This is a genomic window from Nonomuraea angiospora, from assembly GCF_014873145.1.
GTDB lineage: Bacteria > Actinomycetota > Actinomycetes > Streptosporangiales > Streptosporangiaceae > Nonomuraea > Nonomuraea angiospora.
Genome location: NZ_JADBEK010000001.1, coordinates 12641226 through 12654598 on the forward strand (window position 1 = coordinate 12641226; position 13373 = coordinate 12654598).

The window sequence follows — 13373 nt, forward strand, 5'->3', positions numbered from 1 at the left end:
CGCCCCAGGACGCCACGTCGGCACCGGGGCGGCACCGGGGATCGGGGCCAGGTGACCCGGGGCCGGTGGACGGCACCGGGGGCCGGAGTCAGGCGATCCGGGGGAGGTCGGTGAGGCGGACCTGGCCGTGCAGCGGCCGTCCCGTGACGAACCGTTCGACCTCGCCCACCGCGTACTCTCCCAGCGCGCGCAGCTCCCTGCCCCGCGCGCCGCTGACGTGCGGGGTCACCCAGACCCCGGGCGCGGACAGCAGGGGATGGCCCGCCGGCAGCGGCTCGGGGTCGGTGACGTCGAGGATCGCGTTGAGCCTGCCGGACACGCACTCGCCGGTGAGCGCCTCGGTGTCGACGAGCGTGCCGCGAGCGGTGTTGATCAGCGTGGCGCCGTCCGGCAGCAGGCCGAGGCGGCGCTTGTCCAGCAGCCGGTACGTCTCGGGCAGCGCGGGCGCGTGTACCGTCACCAGGTCGGCGCGGCGGCACAGGTCGTCGAGCCCGACCGGCTCGCAGCCGAGCTCGCGGGCCTGGCGGGCGTCCAGGTAGGGGTCGTTGAGCAGCGGGGTCACCCCGTACGGTCTGAGCCGCTCGATCACCAGGCGGCCGACGCGTGAGGCGCCGATGACGCCGACGGTGGCGGCGCCGAGCCCCGCGCGCTCGCCGGGAGCCGGCACGCCGCCGGGGCGGGGACCGTCCGGCCAGCCGCCCGTCGCGTAGGCGTGGATCCGGCGCGGCACCGACTTGGCGGCCAGGACCAGCATCGAGATCGTGTAGTCGGCCACGGGCACCGCGTTGGCCGCGGCGGCCGACGACACGACGATGCCCCGCCGGAACACCTCGGCGGTGACGTGCCCCTTGACGCTGCCGGCGGCGTGCGCGATGGCCCGCAGCCTGGGCGCGCGCTCCAGAACGGCCGCGTCGATGCGGGGGCACCCCCAGCCGGTGATCAGCACCTCCACGTCGGCGAGCGCCCCCCCGAGGTGGGGCAGCACGGCGTCGGGGGCCTCGACCAGCCCGTCCAGCCGTTCGCGCACGTCATCGGGGAAGATCTCGCCGAACAACGCGCCGTGCATCGCGAAGGCGGCTCTCACCGCACGCTCCGCAGGCGCCCCACCGAGCTCCTGACCACGATGTGGGTGCCGAGCGTGATCGGCGGCTCGGCCAGCGGGTCCTTGCCGGACAGAGCGAGGCGTACGGCGGCCCGGCCCAGCTCCGCGTGCGGCAGGTGGACGGTGGTCAGCCCGATGTCCTCGGCCGGGGGCACGTCGTCGTAGCCGACGACGGAGACGTCCTCGGGGATGCGCAGGCCGTGCTCGTGGATCGCCTGGACGGCCCCGGCGGCGATCACGTCGGTGGCGGCGAAGACCGCGGTGAAGTCGTCGTGCCCGGCGGCGAGCCGCCGCTTCATGGCCGCGTACCCGGCAGCCCGGTCGAAGTCGCAGGGCACCTCGAGCGCCGGGTCGTGGCCGAGCCCGTGGTCGGCGAGAGCAGCGCGGTAACCAGCCACGCGGCTGTCGGACGTGGTGTGCCCGGGGCGCAGCCCCAGGTAGAGGATGCGCCGGTGCCCGGCCGACAGCAGGTGGGCGGTGACCGCGTGGGCTCCGCCCCTGTTGTCGAACCCGACGGTGAGCGCCGGGACCCCCTCGCCGAGCGGCGGCCGGCCGCACAGCACCAGGCGCGAGCCCGAGGAGGCCAGCGCGTGGGCGTAGCGCGTCATGCGTTCGCGGTAGTCGTCGTCCAGGATCACGCTGCCCACCAGGATCACCGCCTCGGCCCGCTGCTCGCGCATCATCTGGACGATGCTGAGCTCGCGCTCCATGTCGCCGCCGGTGGTGCAGATGAGCGACAGGCGCCCCTCGGCGGCGGCCTGCTCCTCCACGCCCTGGGCGATGAAGGCGTAGTAGGGCACGGACACCGAGTTGACGACGATCGCCACGGCTCCGGGCGAGGCCACGGACAGCGCCCTGGCCTGGGCGTTCGGCACGTAGTCCAGCTCGCGCACCGCGCGCAGCACCTTGTGCCGGGTGCTCGGCTGCACCGGGTAGTCGCCGGCCAGGGTGCGCGAGACGGTCGCCACCGAGACCCCGGCGTGCTTGGCGACGTCGCGGATGGTGACGCGTTTAGCCGGTCCAGACAACGCGCTCCCCCACGGGTCCGTTGCGGGTGTAGCCGGGCTCGCGGCCGAGCGCGACCGTGACCCTTGATCCAGCGGCATCATTCCACGAGACCTGGTCGCCCTTCACATGGATATCCGGCGCCTGCGCGGAGGAGCCGCGGCCCAGCCGCACCGCCGAGACGTAGACCGCGGCGCCGCCCGGGTGGGCGCCGACCAGGTACGGCGTGGCGGAGTGCGGGCCGAACGCGTTCTCGTCCTGGCGCAGCGCCGCCTGCGCGGTGCGCCAGCCGTGCAGCCCGGCGATCTCGCTCACCAGGCCGGTCTCCAGGTCGTTCGCCAAGTCGCTCACACGGCCGCGCACCAGGCCGGTCGCCACGGACGCGGTGGGCCCGGCCAGGGTGACCGCGCAGGGCTCGCCGGAGGCGAGGGCGTGGCCGCCGTCGCGGACCACGCTGCCCGCCGGCGCGGTCACGCGGTGCACGCGTACCTCCCACGGGCCGTCGAGCACGGAGGCGGTCTCCACGACGACCTCGCCGTCGGCGTAGCGGGAGGCGGCGAAGCCGTGGGCGATGCCGATGCGCTCGATGCGGCGGCGGCGGGTGGCGCGCCCGTCGGGGAGGAGCACGGCGAGGTGGTTGTCGACGTTCTCGGCCCGGCCGCCGGGGCCGGTCTCGGGCGCGGTGTGCGTGGAGTAGCCGAGTTTGGCGTAGTGCGGGTCGTCCTTGGCGCTGTCGGGGTCGTTGCCGTCGCTGCCGTGGTTGACCAGGCGGGTGACCCCGTCGGTGCGGTGCAGGAGCCAGCCGGGCGCGGGCAGGGCCAGCGCGAGGTCGCCGTCGCCGGGCGCGGTGGCCGGGGCCGTCCAGACCGGGTGCTCCGGGCCGAGCAGCAGGCCCAGGAAGCCCTTGCTCGCCCAGTACGGCGACGCCGGGCCCGAGTAGCCCTGGGTCGTCGGCAGGTGCGGCCGGTGCCACCCCAGGCTGAGCAGGCCGCGCTCGTCGGGCACGCCATGGGCGGCGAAGTGGTCGAGCGTGCGGCCCGCCATCAGGCGCGTGGTCCCCGGCTCGACGGGGGAGGCGTCGAAGATCGCGCCGAGCCAGAGCGGGGCCAGGCTCGCCATCCGGTACGTGAGCGACCTGCCCTGGTGCATGGGTGCGCCGTCGGGGGCGAAGAAGTGCCGGTAGCCGGCCAGGAACGTGCGCAGCCGCTCCTTGTGGACCGTGGCGTCGGCGCCCGACATCCTCGCCCACCACAGCGTGTAGAGGTGGATCGCCCAGCCGCAGTAGTAGTCGTAGTTCTGCCCGGCGCCGTCGGTGTACCAGCCGTCGCCGGCGTACCAGCGCTCCACGTCCGCGAGGTGCCCGTCGATCTCGGCCTGGTCGTACGGCCCGCCGGCCCCGGCCAGGAACTGCTCGACGATCACCTTGAACAGCACCCAGTTGCACGGCCAGGCGCGCTTGCCCACGATCCCGCCCAGCCAGGACACCACCCGCTCCCGGACGCCGGGGTCGAGCCGGTCGAACAGCAGCGGCCGGGTCTCGTGCAGCGCGATCGCGATCGAGGCGGCCTCCACGATCGTCTGGTTGAGATCGGTGATGGCCGGCCAGGCATGCTCGTGGCCGGGGTCCGTGCCGTGCGCGAGCCCGTCGGCGTAGCGCTCCAGCAGGCCGGCGGGCGCGCCGGCCGGGTCGCCGGCGAGGCGGAACGCGGCGAGCAGGAAGGTGCGCGCGAACCCTTCGAGCCCGTCGGAGCCGGGCCCCGACCAGCTCGTCCGGCCCGGCAGCCGGTACTGCGCGAAACCGGGGGAGGCGTACGGCACCACGGCGTCGAGCAGCCCGTCCGCCACCTTCACCCAGTGCTCGCGAGGACGGTCAGCGCGCACGACTACCTCCAGGTAATCGGTTACTAGTCGGCTCGGGCCGAACATACGCACGCGCCACAATCGCCGTCAAGGGCCGTCACGGCCGAAGGTAACGAGATGCTAACAACTCCACCGGGCCGTGTGGTGAACCCGCTGCTAAGTCGGGCATTTCCGGAATCGGAGTTCAAGGGACGGGTCTTGACGACCGTGTCAACGGCTTTAACGTTCAGCGCAACTTGTCGAGTAACCGGTTACCAAGCCCTTCGCCCCCAGCCGTTCTTGGAGTCTCGACATGGCCTATCGACCCGATCCCCCCAGCCTCAGCCGTCGCGACCTGATCAGGCTCGGCGGCGGCGCCCTCCTCGTCACCACCTCGCTGTCGGCGTGCACCAGCGGCGGATCACAGGGCGGCGCGCAGCCGTCGAAGAGCGCGCCCCCGGCCGGCCGCCCGCTGGAGGCCCCGATGCTCGCCGAGCAGGTCAAGGCGGGCAAGCTCCCCGCGCTCGCCGAACGGCTGCCCGAGGTGGCCGACCGCCTGGTCGTGGACGGGCCCGAGGGCCTGGGCGGCTTCGGCGGCACGTACCACGGCGCCTGCCTCGGCGAGGGCGACGACCCGTGGCTGGAGCGCCTGATCGCCTACGAGCCGATGCTGCGCGTGGACCCGGCCGGCAAGGCGACGCTGCCGGGCACGTTCAAGGAGGTCAGCGCCAACGCCGACGGCACCGAGTACACCCTCCACATGCGCAAGGGCATGCGCTGGTCGGACGGCGAGCCGTTCACCGCGGACGACGTGATGTTCGCGATCGAGGACGTCTACTTCAACGAGCAGGTCACCCCCGGGGGCGTGCCGCCGCTGCTGCACGTGGACGGCGAGCGCGCCAAGGCGAAGAAGGTCGACGACCACACGGTCAAGCTCACCTTCGCCAAGCCCAAGGGCGACTTCGTCGACGGCTGCCGCATCGCCACGTGGACCGGGACCAACTTCGGCTTCTTCCCCAAGCACTACCTGAAGGACTTCCACCCGGCGTACAACAAGGACGTCGAGAAGGACATGAAGAAGAAGGGGTTCGGCGAGTTCCCCGCCTACTGGGAGAACCGGATCAAGTGGTGGAACAACCCCGAACGCCCCACCCTGCACGCGTGGGTGGTGACCGACCCGCTCAACACCGGCGACCGGGCGGTGGCCGAGCGCAACCCGTACTACTGGAAGGTCGACTCCGGCGGCGCGCAGCTGCCCTACATCGACAGGCTGGAGTTCGCGATCATCCAGGAAGCAGAGGTGATGCTGCTCCAGGGCGTGGACGGCAAGCTCGACTTCCACGCCCGGCACATCAACTCCGACGTGAACAAGCCGGTGCTGGCCGAGGGACGCCAGAAGGGCGGCTACCACTTCACCAAGGTGGAGCCGACCACCATGAACCGGATGATCATCTCCCTGAACCTGTGCCACAAGAACAAGGAGCTGCGCGAGGTCTTCAGGAACAAGGACTTCCGCGTCGGCCTGTCCCACGCCATCGACCGCCAGAACATCATCAACACCGCCTACCAGCGCCAGGGCGAGCCCTGGCAGGCGGCGCCGCACCGCAACTCGGAGTTCTTCGACGAGCAGATGGCCAAGCAGTACACGCAGTACGACGTCAACCTGGCCAACCAGCACCTCGACAAGGCGGGGCTGACCCAGAAGGACGGCGAGGGCTTCCGCCTGCTGCCGGGCGGCGACCGGCTGCGCTTCTCCCTCGACCTGATCACGCTGTTCCCCGAGTGGGCCAACGCGGCCGAGATGGTACGCCAGAACTGGGCGGCGGTCGGCGTCGAGATGAAGGTCAACCCGATCGAGCGCACCCTGTTCTACGACCGCAAGTCGGCCAAGGCCAACGACCACGACGCGAATGTCTGGGCCGGGGACGGCGGCCTGCGCATCGAGATCGACGAGCCGCGCTGGTGGTTCCCCAACGGCGAGGAGTCCAACTACGCCACCCGCTGGGGCATGTACTTCCAGACCCGCGGCAAGAGCGAGGACGGGGAGAAGCCGCCCGCGCAGACGCTGCGCCAGATGGAGCTCTACTGGCAGATGCAGACCGAGCCGGACCAGGCCAGGCGCAAGGAGCTGTTCCGGCAGATCCTCGCGATCGCCAAGGAGCAGTTCTACGCCATCGGAATCGTGCTGCCCACCGACGGCTACGCGATCGTCAGCAACAAGCTGAAGAACGTGCCGGCGAGCTACCCCGACGCCTTCCAGTTCCTCTCTCCCGGGCCCGTCAACGTGCCGACCTGGTACTTCGGGGCCTGAGACGATGCTGCGCTACCTCGGCAGGCGCGTCCTCGTCCTCATCCCGACGCTGGTCGCCATCTCCGTCGTCACGTTCGTGGTGATCCAGCTCCCGCCGGGCGACTACCTGACCACGCTGACCGCGCAGCGGGCCGCCCAGGGCGACGCCGTGCCCACGGGCGAGCTGGCCCGGCTGACCGAGCGTTACGGCCTGGACCAGCCGGTCATCGTGCAGTACTGGCAGTGGATCTCCAACATCCTGTTCCACGGCGACTTCGGCGAGTCCTTCGACTACGCCCGGCCGGTCACCTCGCTGCTCGCCGAACGGCTGCCGCTGACGATCACACTGTCGCTGGTCACGCTCGTCTTCATCTGGGCGGTGTCGTTCCCCATCGGCGTCTACTCCGCGATCCGGCAGTACTCCGCTGGCGACTACACCTTCACCTTCCTCGGCTATCTCGGGCTCGCCGTACCCAACTTCCTGATCGCGCTGGTGCTGATGTGGATCGGGCTCAAGTTCTTCGGCCTGAACGCGGGCGGGATCCTGTCGCCGGAGTACCGCGACGCCCCGTGGAGCCTGGCCAAGGTGGGCGATCTGGTGGCCCATCTGTGGATCCCGATCGTCATCTGGGGCACGGCCGGCACCGCGGGCAACATCCGCGTGCTGCGCGCCAACCTGCTGGACGAGCTGCGCAAGCCGTACGTGGTCGCGGCCAGGGCACGCGGCATGCCCGAACGGAAGATGACGATCATGTATCCGGTGCGGGTGGCGATGAACCCGTTCTTCTCCACCATCGGCTGGGTGCTGCCCGGCCTCATCGCGGCGGACGCGATCACCTCCAAGGTGCTCAACCTGCAGACCACCGGCCCGCTGATGCTGCGCGCGCTGCTCGCCCAGGACATGTACCTGGCCGGAGCGATCCTGCTGATCAGCGCCGTGCTGGTGGTGGTCGGCACGCTGGTCTCCGACGTCGCGCTCGGCTGGCTGGACCCGCGCGTCCGGCTCAGGTACTAGGAGGGGCCGATCGTGAAGGATGAGACCCTCGCCGTCGCCTCGCAGTGGAAGCTCGTCTGGTGGGGCTTCAAGCGCCACCGGGTCGCGCTGGTCTGCGGCTTCGTCACCGTCGCCATCTACCTGGTGGCGGTCTTCGCGCCGTTCCTCGCCCCCGGCTCCGGCCAGAGGACCAACGCCGACTACACCTACGCCCCGCCGCAGGCGCTGCGCTTCGACACCGATACGGGCCTGTACGTCCACCCGTACACCTTCAAACAGGACCCGGAGACGCTGGCGCTGTCGTTCGAGGCCGACGAGGGCAAGAAGGTGCCGGTCGGGTTCTTCGTCAAGGGCGAGCCGTACGAGCTGCTCGGGTTCATCCCCTGGGACCGGCACCTGATCGGCCCTTCGGGCGGGGGGAACATGTACCTGCTGGGCACCGACTCGGTCGGCCGCGACCTGCTGTCCAGGATCATCCAGGGCACCACGGTCTCCATGTCGATCGGGCTGGTCGGCGTGCTGCTCTCGCTGGTGCTGGGCGTCGTGCTCGGCGGCGTCTCCGGGTACGTGGGCGGCCGGACCGACACGGTGATCCAGCGCGTCATCGAGATCATCATGTCGATCCCGACGATCCCGCTGTGGATGGCGCTGTTCGCGGCCGTGCCGGCCTCGTGGAGCCAGCTCGAACGCTACTTCGCGCTCACCGTCGTCATCTCGCTGGTCGGCTGGACCGGCATGGCCAGGGAGGTGCGGGGCAAGTTCTTCGCCGTGCGCGGCGAGGAGTACGTCATGGCCGCGACCGCCGACGGCGCCGGGCGCCTGCGCATCATGTTCCGGCACATGCTGCCGTCGTTCACCAGCCACATCATCGCCAACCTGTCGCTGTCGATCCCGTCGGTGATCCTGGCCGAGACCGCGCTGTCGTTCATCGGGCTCGGCCTGCAGACCCCGATGATCAGCTGGGGCGTGCTGCTGCAGGAGGCGCAGAACATCCGGGCGGTGTCCACCGCGCCCTGGATGCTGATCCCCGGCATCGCGGTCGTGGTGACCGTGCTGGCCATGAACTTCTTCGGCGACGGCCTGCGTGACGCGGCCGACCCGTACAAGCACTGACGCCCCTTTTCGGGAGGATCTCGTGGCAGAGCCGCTGCTCGGCATCGAAGGGCTGCGCACCCACTTCTTCACCTCGGAAGGCGTGCTCAAGGCCGTGGACGGGGTGGACCTGTCGGTGCCGGCGGGCAGGACCGTCTGCCTGGTCGGCGAGTCGGGGTGCGGCAAGTCCGTCACCGCCCGCTCGATCCTGCAGCTCGTGGACCGGCCGGGCCGGATCGTCGAGGGCTCGATCCGCTGGAAGGGCGCGACCGACCTGGCCGGGCTCGACCCGGCCGGGGAGGAGCTCCGGCGGGTGCGCGGCGGCGAGATCGGCATGATCTTCCAGGAGCCGATGGCGTCCCTGTCGCCCATGTACACCGTGGGCGCGCAGCTCTCCCAGGCCCTGCGGCTGCATCGCGACCTGACCAGGCAGGAGGCCCGGGAGGAAGGCGTCGCGCTGCTGCGCAAGGTCGGCATCCCCGACGCCGGGCGGCGCTTCGACGCCTACCCGTTCCAGCTGTCGGGCGGCATGTGCCAGCGCGTCATGATCGCGATCGCACTGTGCTGCGACCCGGCGCTGCTGATCGCCGACGAGCCGACCACCGCGCTCGACGTCACCACCCAGGCGCGCATCCTCGACCTGATGATGGACCTACGCGCGCAGAACGACATGGCGATCCTGTTCATCACCCACGACCTCGGCGTGGTCGCGGAGATCGCCGACGAGGTCGCCGTGATGTACCTCGGCAAGGTCGTCGAGCACGGCACCGTGGAGCAGATCTTCTCCGACCCCCGCCACCCGTACACGCGCGCCCTGCTCCGCTCGATCCCGGAGCTGCGGGGCAGCGGGGCCCGCCGGCGGCTGACCGCGATCCGCGGCATGGTGCCGTCGCTGCACCGGGTGCCGGACGGGTGCCCGTTCCACACCCGCTGCGACCACGCGATCGACGGGCTCTGCGACACCACGCCGCCCCCGCTCAAGAGGTACGGCGAGGCGCACGTCGCCTCCTGCCACCTCGACGAGGTCCCGGCCGAGCCCCCCGCCAAGTCCCTCGCTGTGGCGCTCCAGGTCGCCGAGCGGGCCGCCCCCGCCGCCGGGACGGCCGGACCCCTGCTCAGGGTCGAGGGGCTGGCCAAGCACTACCCGATCGGCGGCGGCCTGTTCCGCCGGCCGACGGGCGTCGTCCGCGCCGTGGACGGGGTCGATCTGACGATCCAGCCCGGCCGGACGCTCGGCCTGGTCGGGGAGTCGGGCTGCGGGAAGACCACGCTCGGCCGCTGCGTCGCGCGGCTGGCCGACCCGACCGCGGGGCGGATCCTCTACCGGACCGCGTCGGGGGAGGAGGTCGATCTCGCCACGGTGACCGGGGCGCGGCTGAAGGAGTTCAGGAGGGAGATCCGGGTGATCTTCCAGGACCCGTTCTCCTCGCTCAACCCCCGGATGACGCTCAAGCAGATCGTCGGCGAACCCCTCAAGACGCACGGCCTCGCCTCCGGCGGCGAGCTGACGGACCGGGTGGCGGACATGCTGGCCCGCGTCGGGCTCCGCCCGGAGTACATGCGGCGCTACCCGCACGCGTTCTCCGGCGGGCAGCGGCAGCGCATCAACATCGCCCGTGCCCTGATCACCGGGCCCCGGCTCGTGGTGGCCGACGAACCGGTCTCCGCGCTGGACGTGTCCGTCCGCGCCCAGATCCTGAACCTGCTCACCGACCTGCAGGAGGAGCTCGGGCTGACGTACCTGTTCATCTCGCACGACCTGTCCGTGGTGGAGCACATCAGCGACCGGGTCACCGTCATGTACCTGGGCAAGGTCGTGGAGGACGCCGACACGGCCGGCCTCTACCGGGAGCCGCGCCACCCGTACACGGAGGCGTTGCTGCACGCCGTGCCGGTGCCCGACCCGGGGCGGCGGCGGGAGCGGCACGCGTACGAGATCGCCGACGACCTGCCCGACCCGGCCGCGCCGCCGCCCGGGTGCCGCTTCCACACCCGGTGCGCGCACGTCCGCGACGGGCTGTGCCGCACTGACGTGCCCGACCTGCGGGCCTACGGCGAGGGGCGGCGGGCGGCCTGCCACCACGCGGCCGAGCTCACCCTCGCCGGGGTCGGGTCAATGGCACGTGAAGCGGAGGTCGACGGCCCGATGGCCGGGCGGGACGCGTAGCCGCAGGCGGTGGACGGTGTCGGGGCGGCCGTGATGGTCGCGGGTGGCGAGCGTCTCGACCGTCGCCGCGAACCCGGGATGGTCGAGGGTGACCAGGCCGTCCCAGCTCACCCGGCCGCCGCGCGCCTCGGGGCGGATCCGGCTGATGAACACCTCCTCGACCGGCACGTCGCCGGTGAACTCGTCACGCAGGTCGAGCCGGCCGTCGCGGTGCCAGCGGAAGCGGCGGACCACGCGCGACGGGTAGGCGGAGCTGAGGTCGAGCGCGAAGGTCAGGCCGCCGGGCGTCTCGGCGTACTCCAGCACCTCGGCGCGCCCGCCGCGCTGGGGGACGCCGCCGACGACCGGGAGCGAGTGGCCCTCCGCCGAGGGGTGCAGGAAGGCGTGGCGCCGGTCGCCGAAGTAGTCCCGCGTGTACTCGCCGGCCCCCAGGTCGTCCAGCACGTTGCGGCCGCCGGCCCGCAGGACGAAGTGGCCCAGGTCGTCGTGGTTGTGCGGCTCGTCGTTGTGCCCGCCCTTGGCCGCGAAGCCGTGGCCGTGCTCTCCCCGGTCCACCACCCAGGCCAGGTCGGGCAGGTAGCTGGTGGTCTCCACCGGCCGCGACCGCACCGGGCGGGACCAGGCGAGCGTCCTGGACAGGTGGCCCCACCGGTAGCAGTGGTCGGCGTGGAAGGAGGGCACGCCGTCCGGCCCGGGGGTGCCGAACCGCTCGGCCAGCCTGGTGAGCAGGCCGGCCGGGAGGAACGGGTCGTCCGTCGTGTCCGAGAACGGCACGTGCCCGCCGTCGGCGAAGCGCACCCGGTGCGGGAACGCGGCCATCGCGGCCACCTTGGGATGGTCGAGCAGATCCTCCCCGGTGCGCTCGCGCAGCGCCTCGGCGAAGTAGACGAAGTAGCCGAACCCGTAGACCCAGTACGCGACGCCTTCGACGCAGCCGCCGTCGTCCCCGTACCCGTCGAGGAAGCGCCGCATCGCGGCCCGGCACCGCGCCAGCACCGGCTCGGGGTCGTCCAGCACGGCGAGCGCCGCCATCCCGGCGGCGCCCCCGCACACCGCCTCCCAGTTGTTGCCGAACCCCTCCCACTCCATGGGGCGCGGGTCCAGGAAGCGATCGAGGACCCGTTTCCCGACCTCGGCGCGGGCCCGCTCGCCGACCACCGGGTCCACCCGCCCGGCGAGCTCGGCCAGCGTGTGGGCGGTCTCGCAGGCGAACAGGTCGACGGGCATCGACTGGTGGGCGGGCAGCACCCACGTGTACTCGTCGCAGGTCGCCCACACCACGTCGTCGAGCGCGTCCCCCGGAGCGTCGAGCAGGCCCAGGGCCGCGAGCCTGGCGCGGCGGCCGAAGTAGCGCCGCTCGTAGCCCAGCCGCTCTCCCGTGCGCCCGAACTCGCGCAAGGCCGTGTACGGCAGCGCGGGCAGCGGTTCGTCGCTCGCCGCGACCTCGCGGATCTCGCGTTCCAGAGCGGACAGCACAAATCCGATCATAAGGAACGGGCGGCCCGCGGCATCCCGCCGGGCCGCCCGCGCTGCGCGGGGTCAGCCGCTGGTGAGCGTGAAGCCCTGCTCGGTGCCGAAGGCGGTGATGCGGTCCTGCCACGCCTTCAGCGCGCCGGCCAGGTCGCCGCCGCCGTCGATGGCCTGGCCCACGGTGTCCTTGAAGACGCTGTTGGCGTACACCTGGAACGGCAGGTACTGCCAGCCGGGGTTGACGGCGGCCGAGGCGTCGCCCAGGACCTGGTTGATCTTCTGCCCGCCGAAGAAGTCCTGCGGCGCGTCACGGAAGGCCGGGTCGTCGAGCAGCGCCTTCGTGGCGGGGAACAGCCCGGCCTCGGAGTTCAGCGACTTGACGGCCTCCGGGTCGGAGTTGAGCCACTCGGCGAAGGCGACGGCGGCCGGGATGTTCTTGCTCTGCGGGATGACCGCCACCGACGAGCCGCCGTTCTCGGAGTTCATCGGCTTGGCCGCGTCGAACTGCGGCATCGGGGCGACCGCCCACTTGCCCTTCGTCTTGGGGATGGAGTTGATGATGCCGTTCGGGGCCCAGGCGCCGGTCAGCCAGGCCGCGTACTTGCCGGAGCCCATGCCCTTCCACCACTCGTCCGTCCAGCCGGGCTGCGGGTCGACCAGCTTCTCGCCGAGCAGGGCGCTCCAGGTGCCGACCCACTGCTTGACGCCGGGGTCGGAGGCCAGCGTGACACTGACCGAGCTCTCGCCCGAGGTCTGGAACGGCGCGCCGCCCGCCTGCCAGATCATGCTGTCCACGCCGCCGGCGTCACCGGGGTCGATGGTCGTGATGAAGTTGTCGGGGTTGTCGGCCTTGATCTTCTTGGCCACGTCCACGAACTCGGCCCACGTGGTCGGGGGCTTGAGCTTCAGCTTGTCGAAGATGTCCTTGCGGTAGAACATCGCCATCGGGCCGGTGTCCTGCGGGATGCCGTAGACGCCGCCGTTGATCGCCACCTGGCCCCACGCCGCGGGGGCGAACCTGTCCTTCAACGCGGCGGCGCCGTAGTCGGCCAGGTTGACGACCTGCTTGGCCAGCGCGAACTGGGGGAGCGCGAAATACTCGACCTGCGCCACGTCCGGCGCGCCGGAGCCGGCCTTGATCGCGGTCTGCAACTTGGTGTACTGGTCGGCGGACTGCCCCGCGTTCACCACGTTGACCTTGATGTTGGGATATTTCGCCTGGAAGCGGGCGACGGTCTTCTCGATCCCCGTGACCCAGGTCCAGAACGTCAGCTCGGCCGGCTTGCTCAGCGCGTCCTGGACGGCCGCCGACGCGCTCGGGGCGGCGGCCGGTGCGGTGGCGCCCCCTCCAGAGCCACCACCGCACGCGGCCAGTGCCAGCGACAGGGCCGCGGCGACACCGGCTGTCATCGCA

Annotated in this window: 9 protein-coding genes; 4 read left to right on the forward strand and 5 right to left on the reverse strand. The window is 71.7% G+C overall.

Going from position 1 to position 13373, the window contains the following annotated elements; translation table 11 throughout:
• Positions 1–88 precede the first annotated feature (88 nt).
• From H4W80_RS57980 to H4W80_RS57990, 3 genes are read right to left on the reverse strand one after another with little or no spacing between them, the layout of a single operon-like run.
• On the reverse strand, positions 89–1084 hold the full coding sequence (locus H4W80_RS57980; RefSeq protein WP_318787561.1) for a hydroxyacid dehydrogenase: 996 nt from the start codon (positions 1082–1084) through the stop codon (positions 89–91).
• Entirely contained in the window at positions 1081–2130 is a 1050-nt protein-coding gene (locus tag H4W80_RS57985; RefSeq protein WP_225964276.1) for a LacI family DNA-binding transcriptional regulator, read from the reverse strand. Before H4W80_RS57985 ends, H4W80_RS57980 begins: the two co-directional genes overlap by 4 nt.
• On the reverse strand, positions 2114–3988 hold the full coding sequence (locus tag H4W80_RS57990) for a DUF2264 domain-containing protein (protein ID WP_318787562.1): 1875 nt from the start codon (positions 3986–3988) through the stop codon (positions 2114–2116). Before H4W80_RS57990 ends, H4W80_RS57985 begins: the two co-directional genes overlap by 17 nt.
• Before the next feature lie 271 nt (positions 3989–4259).
• On the opposite strand from H4W80_RS57990, the gene H4W80_RS57995 reads away from it, so the two are divergent.
• The 4 genes from H4W80_RS57995 to H4W80_RS64225 are packed head-to-tail and all read left to right on the forward strand — an operon-like array spanning position 4260 to position 10489.
• On the forward strand, positions 4260–6257 hold the full coding sequence (locus H4W80_RS57995; protein ID WP_192792825.1) for an ABC transporter substrate-binding protein: 1998 nt from the start codon (positions 4260–4262) through the stop codon (positions 6255–6257).
• A gap of 4 nt (positions 6258–6261) precedes the next feature.
• Positions 6262–7251, forward strand: coding sequence for an ABC transporter permease (locus tag H4W80_RS58000; RefSeq protein WP_192792826.1), 990 nt, complete (start codon positions 6262–6264; stop codon positions 7249–7251).
• Positions 7252–7263: 12 nt separating this feature from the next.
• Complete coding sequence (locus H4W80_RS58005) at positions 7264–8343, forward strand: ABC transporter permease (RefSeq protein WP_318787563.1); 1080 nt, start codon at positions 7264–7266, stop codon at positions 8341–8343.
• Between the two features lie 22 nt (positions 8344–8365).
• Positions 8366–10489 (forward strand): ABC transporter ATP-binding protein, encoded by a 2124-nt coding sequence (locus H4W80_RS64225; protein WP_318787564.1) that lies wholly within the window; start codon positions 8366–8368, stop codon positions 10487–10489.
• Here H4W80_RS64225 and H4W80_RS58015 read toward each other — a convergent pair.
• Together H4W80_RS58015 and H4W80_RS58020 are read right to left on the reverse strand one after the other, a co-directional pair.
• Positions 10436–11965: a heparinase II/III family protein gene (locus tag H4W80_RS58015; protein WP_192792828.1), complete on the reverse strand. Its 1530-nt coding sequence runs from the start codon at positions 11963–11965 to the stop codon at positions 10436–10438. The genes H4W80_RS64225 and H4W80_RS58015 overlap by 54 nt on opposite strands.
• 63 nt (positions 11966–12028) lie before the next feature.
• Entirely contained in the window at positions 12029–13369 is a 1341-nt protein-coding gene (locus H4W80_RS58020) for an ABC transporter substrate-binding protein (protein ID WP_192792829.1), read from the reverse strand.
• Positions 13370–13373: the final 4 nt, after the last annotated feature.

Coding starts and splice junctions, on each gene's coding strand:
- H4W80_RS57995 (WP_192792825.1), top strand. CDS start 4,260: ATGGCCTATCGACCCGATCCCCCCAGCCTCAGCCGTCGCGACCTGATC.
- H4W80_RS58000 (WP_192792826.1), top strand. CDS start 6,262: ATGCTGCGCTACCTCGGCAGGCGCGTCCTCGTCCTCATCCCGACGCTG.
- H4W80_RS58020 (WP_192792829.1), bottom strand. CDS start 13,369: ATGACAGCCGGTGTCGCCGCGGCCCTGTCGCTGGCACTGGCCGCGTGC.